General features: G+C 66.2%; 15 protein-coding genes. 3 read left to right on the top strand and 12 right to left on the bottom strand.

What is annotated here, in order from left to right:
• Positions 1-3: 3 nt before the first annotated feature.
• Complete coding sequence (locus CR917_RS15845) at positions 4-774, top strand: OmpA family protein (RefSeq protein WP_043861092.1); 771 nt, start codon at positions 4-6, stop codon at positions 772-774.
• Positions 775-777: 3 nt separating this feature from the next.
• Here the strand turns inward: CR917_RS15845 and CR917_RS15840 are convergent, their stop codons facing one another.
• Positions 778-2,394, bottom strand: a complete 1,617-nt coding sequence (locus tag CR917_RS15840; protein WP_054916494.1) for an inorganic phosphate transporter — start codon at positions 2,392-2,394, stop codon at positions 778-780.
• A gap of 138 nt (positions 2,395-2,532) precedes the next feature.
• On the opposite strand from CR917_RS15840, the gene CR917_RS15835 reads away from it, so the two are divergent.
• Positions 2,533-2,940 carry a DUF488 domain-containing protein gene (locus CR917_RS15835; protein ID WP_054916493.1) on the top strand — a complete coding sequence of 136 codons (408 nt, stop codon included), beginning with the start codon at positions 2,533-2,535 and terminating at the stop codon, positions 2,938-2,940.
• Positions 2,941-3,062: 122 nt separating this feature from the next.
• A complete protein-coding gene (locus CR917_RS15830) occupies positions 3,063-3,494 on the top strand; it encodes a GNAT family N-acetyltransferase (RefSeq protein WP_058540536.1) in 432 nt (143 codons plus the stop codon).
• On the opposite strand, the gene CR917_RS15825 is transcribed toward CR917_RS15830, so the two are convergent.
• The 11 genes from CR917_RS15825 to CR917_RS15775 all read right to left on the bottom strand — a co-directional run bounded on the left by CR917_RS15825 (position 3,484) and on the right by CR917_RS15775 (position 17,844).
• Positions 3,484-4,992 carry a right-handed parallel beta-helix repeat-containing protein gene (locus tag CR917_RS15825; protein WP_058540407.1) on the bottom strand — a complete coding sequence of 503 codons (1,509 nt, stop codon included), beginning with the start codon at positions 4,990-4,992 and terminating at the stop codon, positions 3,484-3,486. The genes CR917_RS15830 and CR917_RS15825 overlap by 11 nt on opposite strands.
• A 17-nt stretch (positions 4,993-5,009) precedes the next feature.
• Positions 5,010-6,125: a polysaccharide lyase gene (locus CR917_RS15820; RefSeq protein WP_058540406.1), complete on the bottom strand. Its 1,116-nt coding sequence runs from the start codon at positions 6,123-6,125 to the stop codon at positions 5,010-5,012.
• A complete protein-coding gene (locus CR917_RS15815) occupies positions 6,116-7,516 on the bottom strand; it encodes an alginate biosynthesis protein AlgX (RefSeq protein ID WP_058540405.1) in 1,401 nt (466 codons plus the stop codon). The genes CR917_RS15820 and CR917_RS15815 overlap by 10 nt, the downstream gene beginning before the upstream one ends.
• A gap of 38 nt (positions 7,517-7,554) precedes the next feature.
• Positions 7,555-8,199: an alginate O-acetyltransferase AlgF gene (locus CR917_RS15810; RefSeq protein ID WP_043860258.1), complete on the bottom strand. Its 645-nt coding sequence runs from the start codon at positions 8,197-8,199 to the stop codon at positions 7,555-7,557.
• Between the two features lie 11 nt (positions 8,200-8,210).
• Positions 8,211-9,305 (bottom strand): alginate O-acetyltransferase, encoded by a 1,095-nt coding sequence (locus CR917_RS15805; protein ID WP_058540404.1) that lies wholly within the window; start codon positions 9,303-9,305, stop codon positions 8,211-8,213.
• A 9-nt stretch (positions 9,306-9,314) separates the two neighbouring features.
• Positions 9,315-10,742, bottom strand: coding sequence for an MBOAT family protein (locus CR917_RS15800; RefSeq protein WP_043860260.1), 1,428 nt, complete (start codon positions 10,740-10,742; stop codon positions 9,315-9,317).
• Between the two features lie 14 nt (positions 10,743-10,756).
• Entirely contained in the window at positions 10,757-12,211 is a 1,455-nt protein-coding gene (locus CR917_RS15795) for a hypothetical protein (RefSeq protein WP_058540403.1), read from the bottom strand.
• Positions 12,208-13,653: a sel1 repeat family protein gene (locus CR917_RS15790; protein WP_058540402.1), complete on the bottom strand. Its 1,446-nt coding sequence runs from the start codon at positions 13,651-13,653 to the stop codon at positions 12,208-12,210. The genes CR917_RS15795 and CR917_RS15790 overlap by 4 nt, the downstream gene beginning before the upstream one ends.
• An 11-nt stretch (positions 13,654-13,664) precedes the next feature.
• Positions 13,665-14,834, bottom strand: coding sequence for a PilZ domain-containing protein (locus CR917_RS15785; protein WP_054916489.1), 1,170 nt, complete (start codon positions 14,832-14,834; stop codon positions 13,665-13,667).
• A gap of 15 nt (positions 14,835-14,849) precedes the next feature.
• On the bottom strand, positions 14,850-16,382 hold the full coding sequence (locus CR917_RS15780; protein ID WP_173925053.1) for a glycosyltransferase: 1,533 nt from the start codon (positions 16,380-16,382) through the stop codon (positions 14,850-14,852).
• Between the two features lie 154 nt (positions 16,383-16,536).
• Entirely contained in the window at positions 16,537-17,844 is a 1,308-nt protein-coding gene (locus CR917_RS15775; RefSeq protein WP_043860264.1) for a nucleotide sugar dehydrogenase, read from the bottom strand.
• Positions 17,845-17,924 lie beyond the last annotated feature (80 nt).

Raw genomic sequence — 17,924 nt, 5'->3', positions numbered from 1 at the left:
GTCATGTCCGTCAAATACCTGTTGCCTGCCGTTTCCGTGATGGGCCTGTTGCTCGCCGGTTGCAGCACTACCGCCGAAAACCCTGGCCTGCTGCAAGCCCGCGAGCACTTCAGCGTGCTGCAGAGCAAGCCGGAGTCCAGCCGCCTGGCGGCACTGGAAACCAAGGATGCGTTCAATGCCCTGGGCAAGGCCGAGCTGGCTTCGATCAAGGACCGCAAGGCCCCGCAGATCGAGCAGCTGGCCTACCTGGCCAACCAGAAGATCGCCGTCGCCGAGCAGACCATTGCCCTGCGCCAGGCCGAAGCCGGCCTGCAGGGCATCGAGGCGCAGCGCACCCAGGCCCGCCTGGACGTGCGTACCGCGCAGCTCAAGGCCCTGCAGCAGCTCAAGGCCAAGCAGACCGAGCGTGGCACCGTGGTGACCTTCGGCGATGTACTGTTCGACACCGGGCGTGCCGAACTCAAGGCTGGCAGCCAGCGCAACATCGACCAGCTGGCCGAGTACCTGCGTGCCAACCCGGAGCGCAAGGTGCGGGTCGAGGGCTTCACCGACTCGACCGGCAGCGACAGCCTCAACCAGCAGCTGTCAGAGCGTCGCGCAGCGGCTGTGACCAACGCCCTGCGCCGCAACGGGGTGGATGCCGGGCGGATCATCAGTGCCGGCTATGGCAAGGAGTACCCGGTGGCCTCCAACGCCGACGCGCAGTCGCGTCAGCTCAACCGCCGCGTCGAAGTGATCATCTCCCACGGCAATGCTGCCGTCGGCCAGCGCTGAGGCCTACAGCAGCCGGGTCAGCAGCCAGTACAGCCCGCCCGACAGCATGATCGCTGCGGGCAGGGTCAGTACCCAGGCCATCGCCAGGTTGGCGATGGTGCGCAACTGCAGGCCCGAACCGTTGGCCACCATGGTGCCGGCCACCCCGGACGACAGTACGTGGGTGGTCGACACCGGCAGCCCGTACATGTCCGCCGCACCGATGGTGCACATCGCCACCAGCTCCGCCGAAGCCCCCTGGGCGTAGGTGAGGTGGGTCTTGCCGATCTTTTCGCCCACCGTGACCACGATGCGCCGCCAGCCGACCATCGTGCCCAGCCCAAGGGCAATCGCCACCGCCACCTTGACCCACAACGGAATGAACCGGGTGGCGTCGTCGATGCGGCTCTTGAACAGCTGCACCTGCGCGGTGGCGGCCGCGTCGAGCCCGCCGTGCTGGTGCTTTTGCATCAGGCGGATGGCTTCGCTGGTCAGGTACATGTCGTTGCGCACGTTGGCCATGGCCTCGGCCGGTACGTGGGTCAGCGAGCCGTAGCCTGCGACTTCCTCGCCGATCAGGCCGGCCAGTGCCGCCAGGGCCGGTACCAGCTCGGCGCTCGGTTGCCGCTCGCGCAGGTACAGGGTGAGGGTGGCGCGCGGGTCGCCGACATGGGGCTGCGCCGACTGGCCGAGCAACTGCTGCTGGGTGGCCTGGGCCACGGCGGCAAACTGCAGCGACTGGTCGGCCGGCATGGTGCGGTTCAGCGCGTAGGCCATCGGCAGGGTACCCACCAGAATCAGCATGATCAGGCCCATGCCCTTCTGCCCGTCGTTGGAGCCGTGGGCGAACGACACCCCGGTGCAGGTGGCGATCAGCAGGCCGCGAATCCACCAGGGCGGCGGGGCGTCGCCGACCGGCGCCTGGTACAGCTCGCGGCGCTTGACCAGCATGCGCAGGCCCACCAGCAGCAGCGCCGCGCAGGCAAAGCCCACCAGGGGCGAGAACAGCAGCGCGTAGCCCACCTTGCTGGCCTGGGTCCAGTCCACGCCGCTGGTGCCGTCGCGCCCGTTCATCAGCGCATTGGCCACGCCCACGCCGATGATCGAGCCGATCAGGGTGTGCGAGGAGGAGGCCGGCAGCCCCAGCCACCAGGTGCCCAGGTTCCAGATGATCGCGGCCAGCAGCAGGGCGAAGACCATGGCAAAGCCGGTGGCCGAACCCACCTGCAGGATCAGCTCCACCGGCAGCAGGGCAATGATGCCGAAGGCCACCGCGCCGCTGGACAGCAGCACCCCGATGAAATTCCAGCACCCCGACCACACCACGGCAAACTGCGCCGGCAGCGAGTTGGTGTAGATCACGGTGGCCACGGCGTTGGCGGTGTCGTGGAAACCGTTGACGAATTCGAAACCCAGGGCAATCAGCAGTGCCAGGCCCAGCAGCAGAAAGGGCGTCCAGGTGGTGACCACGGTACCGGCGGCATCGATGTCGCGGAACAGGCTCCAGGCGGTGTACACCAGGCCCCCCAGCAACAGGCAGACGAACAGGGTGACGGAGGCGCGGCCGGGGCGGGTGGCCAGTTGTGCAAGGGAGGGGCGGCCACCCGCGGAGTCAAGGGTGGTGCTGATCGGGGTTGTCATTAGACGGGTCCGGTAGGGTGGAAGTCGTGCCTGGCGCATCAAGGATAAAAACCCTGAGTGATGGCATAGTGACTTCGATCAACAAAAACGCGGGTTGCCCAGCTACGCTTGTACCCAGGCAGTGGGAGGAACGTGCCGATGATTCAGTGCAAACGGGCCTATGAGGCGCCTGCGCCGCAGGATGGCGAGCGGGTGCTGGTGGATCGGATGTGGCCGCGCAACCGGCGCAAGGATCAGTTGCACCTGAGTGCCTGGCTACCGGAGGTGGCGCCGTCGTCGGCCTTGCGCCAGGCCTTTCACCGCGGTGAGGTGGACTACGACGGGTTCTGCCAGCGGTATCGCCAGGAGCTGGCCGACCGGCCGCAGCATTGGTGGGGGCTGCTGGACAAGGCCCGTGGCGGCACCCTGACCCTGGTGTATGCGTTCAAGGATGAACAGCACAACAATGCGCGGGTGCTGGCCCAGTGGCTGGAGGATGAGCTGGATCGCCAGGGGCCCGGGAGTTCGCCGGTTTGCTATGCCGATGAGCTGGGGCCTAAAGTGTGACTCTCTGAATCTGCGTTACGGCCATCGCGGGTCAAGCCCGCTCCCACAAGGCCCCCGCCTTACCTGTGGCAGCGGGCTTGACCCGCGATGGCCGCGCCGAAAATCCCCTGACGGGCACCCAAATGACCCCAACCCTGACCCCCGCCACCGACCTGCACCGAACCTTCGCCCGCGACCTCACGCGCCGCGCCATGCTGGCGTACTACCGCGAATTCGATCTGCTCTGGCTGGAAGAAGCCTTCGACCAGGCCTGGGGCTGGCGCGAGCAATGGCTGATTGTCGACGCCGAACAGCCCCTGGGCTTCTGCAGCCTCAGCCAGGACAGCCGTGCGCTGTACATCCGCGAACTGCACCTGGTCGAGGCCGCACGCGGCAAGGGCACCGGTGGCTGGGTGCTGGAGCAACTGGCCGAATGGGCCGGCAGGCGCCATCTGCCGCTGCTGCGCCTGACCGTGTTCAAGAGCAATCCGGCCCAGGCCCTGTACCTGCGCCACGGCTTCGTCGCGCAGGGTGAGGACGAATGCTTCGTGCGCATGCAGCGGGTTATCGGCTAGCACTCTGCACGCAGGTCAGCCCCGGCTGCGGGGTACCGGCGGCCACCCGGCGTACCTGCACCACGCAGCCCTGGCGCACGGTGGCGTCGAGCAACGGGCCCTGCACCGGCAGCAGGTCGCCGATCAGCAGGTTCTGCAGCAATGGCTTGCCCTCGAAACGGTTGCTGCCCAGCAGCACCTGGTCCATGCCTTCCACCCGAACCACCGCCTTGCCCACCCGGCCCAGGGTGTTGCCGCCCAGAATCAGCGGCCCGGCCAGCGGCTGGGTGTTGCGCAGGCTGATGGCGTACTCGGGGGTGTTGCCGATGTGGTTTTCCAGCATGACCGCGCCAGCCACGTCGCTGGCGTCCACCGCGCTGCCCTGGCTGTTGCCGATGAAGTTGCCTTCGATCAGCACCGGCATCTCCCCCTTGAGGTTGCGCAGCAGCACGCCGTTGCCGCGGCTGGCGCCGATGCGGTTGCCGCTCAGCAGCAGCGCGCCTCGCTGGTCGCTGACCTCGATGGCGGCCTTGTGCGTGCCCAGGATCAGGTTGTCGTCGAGCCAGGCGCGGGTCTGCCCGCGCAGGCGGATGCCGCTGTTGTTGTCGACCCCGCGAATCTGGTTGTGCGCCATGCGCATCTGGCTGTCGCGCACGTCCACGCCATACTGCTGGGCACTTTCGAAGCGGCTTCCCTCGATCACCCCACGGCTGTGCTGCAGCTCCACCGCCGACAGCTCGCTGAACTGGCTGTCGCGTATCAGCACGCTGGCCGGCCGGGTGGCCGGCGATTGCTGGCTGCTCAGGGCAGTGGTCAGGCCCCGCGAGAGGTTGGCGTTGTAGCCCAGGCGGTTGAGGGTGGCGCCGATCAGCTGGGTATGGCTGCCGGCCCAGGCCACCACGAACGGGCGCCAGGCGCGCTCGGTGTTGCCGGCCTTGTCGCCGGCCACGCTTTCCAGGCGCGACTGGTTCAGGCCCAGCCAGCCCTGGTTGATCAGGGCCGTGCCCGAATAGCTGTAGAGGTACAGGCTGGTGCCCTCCAGCACCAGCCCGCCATCGGCGGCGATCATCAGCGGGTAGCTGAGCAGGTAGCCGTCCTTGTAGCGCTTGAGTACCTGCGGGTTGTTCAGGGTGTCGGCCAACTGCGCCAGGGTGATGCTGCCACCCTGGATCAGCACCGCCTGCGGGTGGTGCGCCTGGTAGCCGGCCACGGCGCGGAACAGGCCGTTGTTGACGAACGGCTCGAACGGCCAGCTGCCGCCCTGGGCCGAGAACATCGGTTGCAGGCTGACAGTGGCACGCCCGCCGGGGCGCGGGCGTTCCTGCAGGGTGAAGCTCACTGCTTCGCGGGTGCTGGCCTGCACCTGTTGCACCTGCGCCTGGTAGTCGTTGGGGCTGACCACGCGCAGTGCCTGCTGCATCGGCAGGCCCTGGGGGGCGGCGTGGGCCACGCCGGCGAGGCCGGCCAGCAGCAGGCCGGCCAGTCGGGTAAAGCGGAAAATGCGGGCAGGCTGGGCCATGGCGATTCGTCCTTGGGTTACGGCAAAGGGGGGTAGAAGGGCTTGAGCGGGCCGCCGATCTGACTGTAGTTGTCGACGTTGCCGTCCTCGCTTTCGTACAGCTGGCGGGCCAGGCGGTTGTTGGGCGCGCGGTACAGGAACGGGATCAGCCAGGCCAGCTTGTAGGGGGCTACCTCGGTCTGGGCCTGGCCCATCAGTTCGGGCAGCGGGCCGGGGTCGAGCACCGTGCGTGCGGCGAAGTTGCCCAGCAGCTCCAGGGTCTGCTGGTCGTGTTCGCTCCAGGGCAGGCCATTGGCCCGCGCCGACTCGGCCAGCAGCACCAGCGGCACCAGCGCGTACTGGCTGTAGGTGGCGGCAAGCCGGGCACGCGCCACTTCCAGCGGCAGGTAGGCATAGCTGCCGTCCCCGCTGCGCACCGCCTGCTGCAGGCCGCGACGCAGATTGCCGTCGGCCCAGCGGATGAAGTCGTCGCGCTGCACCAGCATGCCGCTGGCGGCCACGGCCCAGGCGGCCCAGTAGTCGTGGTTGTTGAACCAGGTGAAGCTGGCGGCCTGGCGTGGCTGGTACTCGCGGATGATCAGTTCGCCGAGCTGTTCGAACCAGCGCGTCTGGGCCGGCGACAGCTGCACCTGGCCGTTGCTGGCGGCCTGGGTCAGCAGCAGCGTCGAGGCCATGGCCGCCACCGCCCACTTGCGCGCCGCCATGCCGGTGCTGCTGGCATCCGGGTTGAGCAGGGCACCGGCCTGCGCCCAGTGCTCCAGCCACTGGTCCTGGCAGGCCAGGGCCATGTTGGCCTGTTGCGGGGTCTTGGCGCGCTGGAAACGCTTGCTGGCGAAGATCAGCCCGGCGATGAACTGCTTGACCTGCTTGCTCGCCGCCTCGGTGTCGGCATCGGGGCGGCTGCGCAGGGTCGACTTGCTGGCATCGCGCTGGTCGTACTTGCTCTGCATGCGCAGGCTGGCGGTGTACGGTGGCGGCGGCTGTTTGTTGCACTGCAGGGTGCGGTAGTCGGCGATCATCGCCGACTGGGCGGTGGCCCGCGCCGGCCAGATCGATTGCGCGGCCAGGCTGTTGCCCAGCTGCAACCCGGCGCACAGGCCCAGGGTGGCGACCAGCCAGGGCTTCAGAGGCATAGACGGGTTTCCACCTGGGTGGCGGCCTGGCTCGGCTTGGTCGGTTCGAGGAACACCGAGAGCAGGTTGGCCCCGGCGAACTCCTTGGCCTTGCTCAGCTCCAGGTAGTACTGGCCACCGCTGACGGCCGCCTCGCGGCGAAACCACACCTTGTCGCGGGCACCGTTGTCGTAATACACGATCACGTAGAAGTCCTTGACGTTCTTGTCGCTGATGCGGATGTCCAGAAAGCCCTGGCCGCTGCCCAGTGCCTTGCGGCTTTCGCCGGCGTTGCTCAGCAGTTCGATGCGGTCGTTGACGCGCAGCGCAGGGCGCTGCAGGCGGTTGCCCAGCACCGGTGTGGAGGTGCTGCAACCGCCCTTGACCGCCGGAATCAGCTGGCGGTACATCTGGTCGGACTCCAGCTGGTAGTTGGCCGGCAGCTCCCAGATGATCAGTCTGGGCGGTGCGTCGGGCTTGTAGTTCTCGGACAGCAGGTATTCGAGCAGCGAGCCGTCCTGGCCAACGCCGGGCAGGGCGTAGTTGAGGATGTCGACATCCAGGTACTGCTTGAGGTAGCCGTCGAAGTTGAACTGCTTGCTCTCGTCCTCACGGGCTGCGGCGTTACTGTCGCCCACCAGGATCACCTGCGGGTCGGGGGCTTCGTCGAACAGTGCGTCGGCATCGTCGGCCACCGGGATGGTCTGGTAGCCGCGCACGTACTGGAAGCCGTAGTTGTTGCCGCAGATGCTGCTCATCGCCAGGTTCATGGTGCCGTCCTTGGGTACCATCACGCCGGGCTCGGTGCGGTAGTGCTTCTTGGTCAGGTCGGCATAGAACGGCTGGCGGCGCACCTCATCGGCCACCAGGCGTGCGGTGGCCTCGGCACCGCTGGGGGTCCAGTGGTGGTCGCGGCGAAAGAAGTACTCGCCCGCCGGCGGGGTGCGCACCAGTTGCATCAGGTCGGGCACCACCGCGCCGCCGCTGCGCAGCTGCTGCAGGTAGCTGGCCAGGTTGTTGCTGGCGCGCTCGAAGTCGAACCCGTGCAACTGCCCGGGGTAGAGCTTGTCGCGGTGCATCAGCCCACGGGTGGGCTGCACGGCCATGGCCACGTGGATACCCTGCTGGCGGAACGCGGCCATCAGGCGCGCGAACTCCGGGCGCATGGGCGCGGGGATGCCGAAGTCGTTGGTCAGGTCGACGGCCGAACGGAACAGCCAGCGGTCCTTGCCCGGGACGATCTCGCGCATCAGTTTCATCCGCCCTTCGGCGTATTTCTGCGGATCGCTCAGGGCCGGGCAGACCATGCACTCAAGGCTGGTGCAGCCGGTGCTGGGCGCCTCGGCGGCCTGGCCGGCCTGGCTGGCGGCAGCGAGTACGGCCATCAGGCCGAGGGAGGTAAGGATCTTCATGCGCGGTTCATCATCCTGTGTTCAAGGCCAGCCTGCGGTTACAGCGTGGGGTCGATGCTGTTGGCCACGCTGATGCTCTTGTAGCCATTGGCGGCGGGCAGCAGCACGTAGCTGTACGAGCGGCCTTTCTTGAGGAACAGGTCGTCGAACTGGGCGACGTTGCGCTGATCGACATAGGCGGCGAAGCCGATCTTGATTTCGTTGACCAGGCGGCTGCCGGTCTGGTCCTTGCCCAGCGGGTCGATGACCGAGGTCTTGCCGTCGGAGGTCTTGAGGGCGGCCTGCGCGGGGGTCAGGTTGTAGAAGGCGATCTGGGCCTTTTTCGGTTCGTTGACGTATTTGTCGGCGATCAGGGTCAGGCCCTTGCCGTCATACACCACGGTGCTGGCGGCGTTGGCCTTGAGCTGCGGCTCGATGGCCTGCTTGTCGACCGCGATCTTGTGGCTGCCGGCAGGGGTGAAGCGGTAGCCGCTGAGCTGGCCGGGGGCGACCTTCTGTGGGTTGACCTTGCCGCTCAGGGTCACGTCGATGCTGCGATCGCTCAGGTTGAGCACGCGCACGAAGGCCGAGTCGGCCGGGGCCACGGCGTCGTAGAGGTCGGCATTGCCGTCGTTGGCGAGGCTGGCGGTGCTGACCAGCAGCAGGGCGGTGGCGGCGAGCAGTTGGCGTGGCGAACGGGTCATGGTGTATCTCCTTAGAAGTGTTGGGTCTGGTTCATCTGACGCTGGCCGCTGACCCGATGGGCCAGCAGGGTGCGCAGCGGGAATTCCCAGACCACGGTGTCGATGTCAGGGTTGCCCAGCTCATCGCTGGCCAGAAACTGGTTCATTGCCTCGAACGGCCCGCGGGCCTCCACGGCAATGCTCAGCAGGTCACGGTTGAGGGCTTCCTTGAGAAAACCGACGAAGTTCCAGTCGTCGATCTTGCTGTAGCTGGTACCTACCAGCAGCAGGCTTTGGGCCTGGTCGGCGAACAGCTCATCGCTGCTCTGTTCGGCCTTCAGGGTTTCGTACACGGCGATCTGGTTGGCGCCAAAGTCCGGCATCAGCCGGCTCTGGTCGAACTGGATGTAGTTCATCAGGTCGCCCTTGACGGTCTTTTGCGCGATCTGGTGCGACACATAGCGCTCCTGGCCCAGCAGCTCCGGGTGCTGGCGCGCCAGTTCGAAGGCGGCCAGGCGTGCGCCATCGGGGCTCCAGTGGGTGTCGGACTTGAGAAACAGCGGTGGGCCGCCGAGGTTGTCCAGAAACGCCGAGCGCAGCGGCGTCACCGTGACGTTGCGTGCCTGCAGCTGCGCCACGAAGCGGTCGTACAGGCTGATGGCCCGCGGATCGAACGGGTGCTCGGCATGCGCGGCATAGATGTCCAGCTTCATCGGCAACGGCAGCAGCACCAGGCGCTTGCCGTGCTGCGCCAGTTGCGCCTGCACGGCGTCGATCTGTGCCAGCTGGCCTTGCAGGTTGGCCTCCAGGTCATTGGGCACACGGTATTCCTGGGAGGTATAGAGCCAGCCGTCCTTGCCCAGTACCACGCCCTTGGTGCCCTCCCTGAACAGCAGGTACTGCGCGTCGGCCCACAGCTGCACCGAGGGCTCACGCAGGAAGAAGCGCTTGTCGTAGGCCTGCTCGAACTTGCGCAGCAGCTTGCCGTCGACGAACAGGTTCCAGGCGTCACTCTGGTTTTTCGCGAAACTGAAAACCGGCGGCAGGGAGTAGACGAACATCCCCGCCAGCACCAGGCAGAACAGAATGCCGTTGACCTTGCTTGCCGAGTTCATCACCGGGTACATGACAGTCTCCTAGAACTGGAAGTAGAGGAAGGGGGAGAACGAGTGCGCAGCCAGGCTGCTCAGCGCCAGCGCGAAGCCGGCCCACAGCAGCACGGCCTTGAGCCCGCCGACATGGGCCATGAAGAAGTGCTGCTTGTTGCCGGCGTAGTAGCGCACGTTGTTGCTGCCGGCCAGGATCAGCCAGCACAGCGCCACCGCCACGAACGACATGGCCATCTTTGAGGCGCCCAGCACGTAGAGCTCCAGCGAGCCCAGGCCGTTGAAGCCGAACAGCGCCTGGTAGATGTCCAGGCTGTGGCGCAGGTCGTTGGTGAAGAACAGCGGCATGCTCAGGATGATCAGCAACCCGGTGCGCAGGTTGCGCCCCAGGCGGTAGGGCGTGGTGACCTTGGTGGCCAGGTTGAACTTGCGCTCGATCACCATGCCCAGGCCGAAGAACAGCCCCCAGCAGATGAAGGCGAAGCTTGCGCCGTGCCACAGCCCCGACAGCAGCATGGTGTACACCAGCGCCGGCATGGCCCCGGCGATGCGCTTGCGCACCAGCGGCATGTACACGTAGTCGCGCAGAAAGTGCGCCAGGGTCATGTGCCAGCGGCTCCAGAACTCGGTGATGCTCTGCGAGACGTAGGGCTGGTTGAAGTTCTCCGGGAAGCGAAAGCCCATCATCAGCGCCAGGCCCAGGGCCATGTGGCTGTAGCCGGCGAAGTCGAAGTACAGCTGCAGGGTCGACACCACCAGGCCGAACCAGGCATCGCTCAGCTGCAGGCTGCCCTCGCTGATGAACAGCACGTTGATCGGCGCCAGCTGGTCGGCGATCAGCACCTTCATGATGAAACCGAGCATGAACCGGCAGACCCCCAGCGAGAACATCTCCAGCGAGTGGGTACGCTGGCGCAGCTGCGGGGCCAATTGGCTGTAGCGCAGGATCGGGCCGGCCACCAGGTGCGGGAACAGCGCGACGAATGCGGCGAAGTCGATGAAGTTGTTGGTGGGCGTGGCGTCCTTGCGGTAGATGTCGACGATATAGCTCAGGGCATGGAACACGTAGAACGAGATGCCCAGCGGCAGGAAGATCGTCTCCAGGGTGAAGGTGTTGATGCCCAGCGGCGCCAGCAGTGCGCCCAGCACCTCGGCGCCGAAGTTGGCGTACTTGAAATAGCCCAGGGTCGACAGGTTGCCGATGATGCCGATCCACAGCAGGCGGAACGCCCAGCGCTTGTCGCCGGCGTCCAGGCGCGCCTTGATGCGCAGGCCGAACCAGTAGTTCCAGTAGGTGATGCCGACGAACAGCAGCAGGAAGTCCGGGCGCCACCAGGCATAGAAGATGTAGCTGGCGGCGACGATCACCGTGGAGCGCCACGGCGCACGCGCCAGGAAGTACACCGCCAGGAACAGCGGCAGGTAGAGGAACAGGAACACGTTTGAGGCGAAAATCATCGCGGGGCCCGCCCTTAGTAACTGATCACGACGCCGACCGTCAGCTGGTAGTCGTCACCGGTATCCAGCGCGTTGCCGGCATTGAGGTAGCTGGCGCTGACCAGGGTGTTGACGTCCAGGTGCTTGCCGTCGAGGGCGACCGGAAACATCTTCCAGTAGTAGTTGAGGTCGAGCATCTGCCCCACGTGCTTGCCGTTGCCGTTGCTGCCCTGGGCGATGGCCTGGTTGCGCGCGCTGCGCTGGTCGCCGTCGACGCGGATCGGCAGGGTGCCACTGGCATCGCGCAGCTTGAGTTCGGTGAGGCGAAAATCCAGGGCGCTGCGCGGCGTGGGCCGGGTTTCCACGGCAAAGCCGTAGTAGCTCAGGTTGCGCAGGTCGAGGCTGACGAACGAGCTGGCCAGGCGGGTGCTGTAGGAGCCCTGGCGGGTGATGCGGTCGGACTGGATGGTGTTGAGACGAAAGCCGTCGTTCTCGTTGCTCGGCTTGTCGGTCAGCCCGCCGCGCAAGGCCAGGCGCGGGGTCCAGGGCAGGTCGTCGAAGCGTTTGCCGATCTCGCCCAGCGCCGCCCAGCCGCTGGCGTTGTGGCCGGTGGTGGTCAGGCCGTTGCCGTCGGTGTTGTCGACCTTGCCGTCGAGTGCGGCCAGCTCCAGGTGGTAGTCGCTGAACAGCGGGCTGACCTGCAGGTTGTCGGCCTTGAAGAACAGCCCGTAGCGCATGCCGGTGAAGTCGTAGCGGTCACGCGGGTCGTGCCCGCTGTGGTCGTCTTCGTACATCAGGCGCGTGCCGGCCCAGTTGTTCTCGCTCCAGCGGTAGGCGTACTCGCCCATCAGGTAGGTGGTGCGTTCTTCGCTGTCGGCCAGGCGGTTGACGTCGCTGTTGTAGTTGTAGAACTTCTGCGCCACGGCGAAGAAGCCCTTGGCGAAGGTGTCCTTGTAATCGAAACGCAGCGATTCGATGCTGTCGTCCCACCAGATGCCGTAGTCGTCGGCAAAGCGCTGGCGTCCGGCCGACAGCGAGAAGCGTGGGTCGTCGCCCAGCAGGTTGCGCTTGACGTACAGCTCGCGCAGCTCGGCGTACCAGCCTTCGGGCTGCTCGCGGTCGAAGGCGTTGGTGCTTTCGTTCTGGCTGTTGGCCGTCTGGCTGGAGTCGTAGTTGAGCCACAGGCGACCGTAGACCATCCACTTGGCCCAGCGTTTTTCCGGCGAGTACCAGGCGAACGAGGGTTCGTAGCGCAGGCTGTAGAAGCTCTCGCGGCTGCGCCCCACCTGGGAATCTTCGGGGCCGTAGCCGGTCTGCACGGTGAGCTTGTTGAAGAATTCGGAGGTGATCACCGGCGTGCTGGCGTCGGCGTCTACCCGCACCGGCTCGCTGCTGTCGGCCTCGGGGCCGGTGATTTCTTCGGCGGCGAACGCGGTGTACAGCGGCGCGAGCATGAGCAGGGCGCCAAACAGGGACGGATGCGCTTTCACAGGGTGGTCTCCTTGAGCAGGTCATTGCGTGCCGCCATGGCGCGCTCGATGTCAGCCGTTTTCAGGGTTTTGTCCAGGCGCTTGAGCAGCCCGCGGGCGCGGCGCTCGCCCAGGTCCAGGGCAAGGCGCGCGTAGGTGTAGGCCTTGACCGGGTCGTGGCAGATGGCGCGGCCGCTCGCGTAGATGGTGGCCATGCGGTACCAGGCGGCAGTGGCGCCGCGCTCGGCCTGTTCCTGGTAGATCGCCAGGGCACGCTCCTGGTCGGGCTGGTCGAGGCCGCCCTTGCTGTACAGGTCGGCCAGCAGCAGGTGCGCGTCGCGAAAGTTGCTGGCGATCAGTTCGTCGATCAGCACCTGGGCCTTTTGCGGGTCCAGGGTCAGCCAGTTGGTGACCATGTACAGCGAGGCATTGAGCGCCTTGGCCCGGGTCGGGTCCTTGGCCTGCACCTGGGCAATCAGCGCCTGTACCTGGTCGGCGTTGTGCTCGGTGGGGTTGGAGATCATGAAGTTGGCCTTGGACACCAGCGCCGGCACGAAACCGCGCTGCGCGGCGTTGTCGAACCAGCGCTGGACCTCGGCCATGGCGGCCGCCCATTCATCGGCCAGGGCCTTTGCACGGGCCTGCTGTTCGGGGGTGGGCGCGGGCCTTGGGGCCCCCATGGCGTTGCCCAGCTGCTCATCCTGCTCGGCCTGCTGGTCGGCACGCTGCACGGTGCTGATGGTGTCGAGCAACGAGCCGATACGGTGCACGATCTCCACCGGCAACTGCGCCATCCGGGGCTCCAGGGTGCGGGCGAAGGCGGGGAACGCGGTGTCCTGGCGCTCGCCGAGGAAGGCGTAGTAGCGGTCGACGCCACGCGGGTCGACGCGTACCGCCTGCTGATACCAGTGCTCGGCAGCGGCGCGGTCGCCCTGGCGCTCGGCGACCACCGCGCGGTACAGCTCGGGGTGGCAGTCGAGCAGGCAGGACTGCTCGTACAGCGCCAGCAACTGCGCGGCCTCGGCGGTGGGCACCAGGTCCGGGTAGGTCAGGAACACTTCCAGCGTGGCATTGGTGTTGCGCGGGTCCAGGGTGGCCGGGTAGCGGGTCAGCGCCTGGGCCACCCAGGGGCGCTGCTGCTGACGCAGGCCGGGGCTGCGGTCAAGCAGGCGGGCCAGCGAGGCCAGCGCCGGCACCAGGCCGCGACCCTCGGCAAACGCTTCCTGGTACAGGCGGATCGCCTCCTGGCGGTTGGCGCTGTCGCTGCTGGCCAGCACATCGCCCAGCAACTGCTTGGACGCCAGGTCACCGCGCTCGGCGAGCACGCGCAAATCGGCGCTCACATCGGCTTGCGGGTCCTTGTACAGCGCGTAGCGGATCTGCTCCAGGCTTTGCCCGGCAAGGGCAGGGCCGGTGCAGGCGAGGGCGGTGAACAGCAGCCAGGCGGGCGTCATCGGTTTCATCTGGGGGCCCTTCAGCGCGACAGCGACGGCAAGGCCGGCAGGCCCAGGTACAGGTCCACCGCCACCGGTTTCTGGTAGGCCGCCAGTGGCAGCGGACGGTCCGGCCGGATGGTCAGGGCGAGGTTCTTGTTCAGTGCGTCGACCCGCGAGTCCACCACGGTGCCGCCGAAGCGTTCGTCCAGGCCGAACACCTGCAGGTCCACGGATCTGACCCGGCTGATGTCGCTCAGCTTGTCGAACGGCACGTTGGCGCTGACGTACAGCGGCTGGTCCTTGGGCAGCAGGTGCAGCAGCGGCGCCTGCTTGTAGCCGTAGCCGTTCATGGGCGTGCTGGGGAAGTACACCTGGCAGTCGCACGGGCTGTTGATCACGGTCTCGATGGTGGCGCGCCCCAGCAGGGTCTGCAGGTCGCCGGGCGCGAGGTCGGCCAGCGCCTTCATGTCGGCCGGGCTGGTGAAGCTGGTGGCCAGCTGGGTGGAGATGTTGGCCAGCGGCTCGCCGGCCTTGACCTCGCTCTGCCCAGGCTGCAGCAGGAACTTCACGTAGCCGTTGTCGGGCATGCTGATGATCTGCGCATCGGCACTGACCTGGGCCTGCACGGCCGGAATGCGGAAGAACAGCAAGTAGCTCTTGTAGGCCACGAAGCTCAGGGCGGCGATGCCGGCGGCGGTGAACAGCAGGGTGCCGCCGATGGCGCGCAGGCGATCGCCTGCATTGCGTGCGCTGGCGTACTTGTGCTTGCGCTCCTTGATGTAGTTCTCGCGCTGCATCACGTTGAACAGGCCGTTGACGTCGGCAATTTCGCCCGACAGGTAGGCGCTGATGATGTAGCGCAGGATGTCGCGCTTCTGGGCGTCGAGGTCGACGAACTGCGCGCCGACTTCGGCGCCGCGCTGCGAGACGATCTTGATCTGGCTGTCGATGTTCAGGTCGACCTGGTTCAGGCGCAGCTGGATCGAGGCGGTGTACAGGCTGCCGATCTTCAGCGGGGCGCTGTGCACCAGGCCCAGGCCGCCCAGGGAGATGTCCTGCAGGGTGCTGTCGATGGGCGCCTGGCCGGGGGCGCTGAGCCTGACCCGGGCATTGAGCTTGGTGCGCACGTACTGGCGTTCGTCGATGGCCTCGTGGACCACGTTGGCTGCAGTGGTGCCGGGGGCTGCTGGGATGTTCGAGCTACTCATGGCAGGCGCCTTTCCTTAACGTTGCGTGAGTTCGAGAAGTACCGAGATGGCACCGAAGAAAATCGCGATGGATGAAAACAGCATCGCCTTCGATGACCAGCGGTTCAGGGCCGTGTCGAAATCGACAGTGCCGTTGCTTAGCGTGGTTTTTTGCCGGGTCCAGCTCTGCTGGTCCATGTGGAACAGTGCGTACACCTTCATCAGCGAGCCCACGATCTGGTTGTAATAGAGAACGAACGGGTACACCGGGCTGACCGGGTGACCGGCGAACAGGAACAGCACCGTCACCAGGCTGCGCGAGAGCAGTACCCAGAACAGGTACACCAGCAGGTACTCGATGCCGAACACCACGCCGGCCACTACCGAGGCGGTCAGGCCCATCAGACAGGTCCACATCGACACGCGCTGGTCGAGCAGCACGTACAGGGTGAACAGGCCCAGGCGGGCGCGGCCCAGCAGGTGGGTGGCGCGAAAGTTCTGGCGCAACGAGTTGCCGTACCAGCGGAACATCAGCTGGCGGGTGGCGCGCCAGAAGCTGTTGTCTGGTGGATGCTCCACGGTCAGGGTGTTGCTGTCGGGCACGTAGAAGGTGTCCCAGCCGGCGCGCATCAGGCTCAGCCACGAGGACTTGTCGTCGCCGGTGAGAAACTGGAAGCGGCCCAGGCGCCAGTGTTCGAGAAAGTCGGCTTCCACGTCGCGGATGAATTCGGGGTCGGTCATCACGCTGGCGCGAAAGAACGACAGCCGGCCGGTCAGGGTCAGCACCCGGTGCGACAGGGCCATCGAGCACATGTTGATGTGCCGCTGCACGAAGCGCATCGAGTGCCACTGGCGCATCAGCGGGCTGCCTTCGACCTCGCAGAACTCGTTGGTGGTCAGGCCACCGACATTGGGCAGGTAGGCGAACAGCTTGACCGCGCGCTCGACGCAGCCGGGCAGCATCATGGTGTCGCCGTCGACCACGCCGACCACCGCGTCCTGCAGCGGCATCTGCCGCGACAGGGCACGGAAGGCATGAGCCAGGCCGTCACGCTTGCCGGTGCCACGGGCGCGCACGATCACCAGCTTGATGTCGTCGCGATCGACCACCTCGTTGCGCATGATGGTCTTGATGAACTGCTCGTCGCCTTTTTCCACGATCGAGGCGATCACCGTGCACGGCACGTTCAGCCGCTGCACTTCCTGGAATACCGACTGGTACACCTTGAAGGTGGTGTGGGTGGGGATGCGAAAGCTGGTCACCACCATGAACATGTGCGAGGGCAGGGCATCGTCGCCCATGCGCTCGACCGCCTTGCGGATGCGCGGGAACTTCCAGTGCAGGAAGTACATGCCGCGGATGTAGTGGACGATGGCATTGCCGTAGCGCCACATGCCCAGGGTACCGATGATGAAGATGAACGTGTGGTGGCTGGGGTCCAGGTACTGCGGCGCGATCATCTGCGACGCCAGCGCGACCAGGCCGAACAGGCAGGCCCAGGCACAGAAGCTGGCGCCTGCCTGCAGGTAGCCGGGTCGGCCCTCGGGCCGCTGTTGCTGTGGTTTCATGGTGCCGTTTCTCCTTGGTACGGGCAGCGCGCACCCGGCCGTTCACGCACATGAGGTTCGCCGGCGCTCCGAAGGAGGCGGCACTCAGGCAGGTAAACAGTCGGGTGACGCGTGGAGTCGAACGCCTTGGGCTCTCTTGACGGAGCCTGTGGCCTTACCAGCAGATCCCTTCCTGGGTGGCGTTGCTGGCGTTGGGCATGAAACCGACCAGGTCGACGATCTGCTTGTCGCCATTGCCTTCCAGAGCCTGGGCGAAACGCGGGTCGTTGTTGCCCAGCACGATGATCTCGGCGCCGTCGATCACCTGGTCGAGGTCGTTGCACAGCAGCGACGACACGTGCGGGATCTTCGACTCGATGTAGTCGCGGTTGGCGCCGAACACCCGGGCATACTCGACGTTGGCGTCGAAGATGCGCAGCTCGTAACCCTTGCCGATCAGCATTTCGGCCAGCTCCACCAGCGGGCTTTCGCGCAGGTCGTCGCTGCCGGCCTTGAAGCTCAGCCCCAGCAGGCCGATACGGCGCTTGTTGAAACCGCTGACCAGGTCGAAGGCGTTCTGCACCTGGCTGCGGTTGCTGGACATGATCGAGGCCAGCAGCGGGTGCTCGACGTCCAGCTGGCCGGCGCGGTAGGTGAGGGCGCGCACGTCCTTGGGCAGGCACGAGCCGCCGAAGGCGAAGCCGGGGCGCAGGTAGTAGCGCGACAGATTGAGCTTGTGGTCCTGGCACACCACGTCCATCACCTCGCGTCCGTCCACCCCGGAGGCCTTGGCGATGTTGCCGATCTCGTTGGCGAAGCTCACCTTGGTGGCGTGCCACACGTTGCAGGTGTACTTGATCATCTCGGCCACTTCGATCGACTTGCGGATCACCGGGGCGTCCAGGCCCTCGTACAGCGATTGCAGGATGTCGCCCGACTGGGTGTCGAGTTCGCCGATCACGGTCATGGCCGGGAAGTCGTAGTCCTTGATGGCCGTGCTTTCACGCAGGAACTCGGGGTTGACCGCCACGCCGAAATCGACGCCGGCCTTCTTGCCCGAGGCTTGCTCGAGCAGCGGGATGACCACGTTGTTGACCGTGCCTGGCAGCACGGTGCTGCGCACCACCACGGTGTGACGGCCAGCCTTGTCGCGCAGGGCTTCGCCGATCTGGCGGCATACGGCCTCCATGTACACCAGGTCGAGGTCGCCGTTCTTCTTGCTGGGCGTGCCCACGCACAGCAGCGACAGTTCGGTGTCGAGCACGGCGCGTTGTACGTCGGTGGTGCCGTACAGGCGCCCTTGCTGCACGGCCTGTTGCAACAGCTGCTCGAGCCCCGGCTCGACGATGGGCGACTTGCCCTGGTTGATCATGTCGATCTTGGCCGGGGAGATATCCACCCCCACCACATTGTGGCCACGTGCCGAGAGGCACCCGGCGCACACGGCACCTACATATCCGAGCCCGAAAATACTGATGTTCATAGAGATCCCTTTAGCACTGTTCGCCTGAGCGAACCCTTGTGTAGTTGATAAATGTTCAGGCGGCAGGCGCAAACTGAAAC

This window comes from Pseudomonas sp. BRM28, assembly GCF_002939405.1.
GTDB classification, from domain to species: domain Bacteria; phylum Pseudomonadota; class Gammaproteobacteria; order Pseudomonadales; family Pseudomonadaceae; genus Aquipseudomonas; species Aquipseudomonas palmensis.
Note: the sequence above shows the minus strand (reverse complement) of the source record. Positions and strands in the feature narration are given on the sequence as shown.

Coding starts and splice junctions, on each gene's coding strand:
- CR917_RS15820 (WP_058540406.1), bottom strand. CDS start 6,125: ATGCCTCTGAAGCCCTGGCTGGTCGCCACCCTGGGCCTGTGCGCCGGG.
- CR917_RS15845 (WP_043861092.1), top strand. CDS start 4: ATGTCCGTCAAATACCTGTTGCCTGCCGTTTCCGTGATGGGCCTGTTG.
- CR917_RS15830 (WP_058540536.1), top strand. CDS start 3,063: ATGACCCCAACCCTGACCCCCGCCACCGACCTGCACCGAACCTTCGCC.
- CR917_RS15825 (WP_058540407.1), bottom strand. CDS start 4,992: ATGGCCCAGCCTGCCCGCATTTTCCGCTTTACCCGACTGGCCGGCCTG.
- CR917_RS15785 (WP_054916489.1), bottom strand. CDS start 14,834: ATGAGTAGCTCGAACATCCCAGCAGCCCCCGGCACCACTGCAGCCAAC.
- CR917_RS15810 (WP_043860258.1), bottom strand. CDS start 8,199: ATGACCCGTTCGCCACGCCAACTGCTCGCCGCCACCGCCCTGCTGCTG.
- CR917_RS15775 (WP_043860264.1), bottom strand. CDS start 17,844: ATGAACATCAGTATTTTCGGGCTCGGATATGTAGGTGCCGTGTGCGCC.
- CR917_RS15800 (WP_043860260.1), bottom strand. CDS start 10,742: ATGATTTTCGCCTCAAACGTGTTCCTGTTCCTCTACCTGCCGCTGTTC.
- CR917_RS15790 (WP_058540402.1), bottom strand. CDS start 13,653: ATGAAACCGATGACGCCCGCCTGGCTGCTGTTCACCGCCCTCGCCTGC.
- CR917_RS15780 (WP_173925053.1), bottom strand. CDS start 16,382: ATGAAACCACAGCAACAGCGGCCCGAGGGCCGACCCGGCTACCTGCAG.
- CR917_RS15835 (WP_054916493.1), top strand. CDS start 2,533: ATGATTCAGTGCAAACGGGCCTATGAGGCGCCTGCGCCGCAGGATGGC.
- CR917_RS15840 (WP_054916494.1), bottom strand. CDS start 2,394: ATGACAACCCCGATCAGCACCACCCTTGACTCCGCGGGTGGCCGCCCC.
- CR917_RS15805 (WP_058540404.1), bottom strand. CDS start 9,305: ATGTACCCGGTGATGAACTCGGCAAGCAAGGTCAACGGCATTCTGTTC.
- CR917_RS15815 (WP_058540405.1), bottom strand. CDS start 7,516: ATGAAGATCCTTACCTCCCTCGGCCTGATGGCCGTACTCGCTGCCGCC.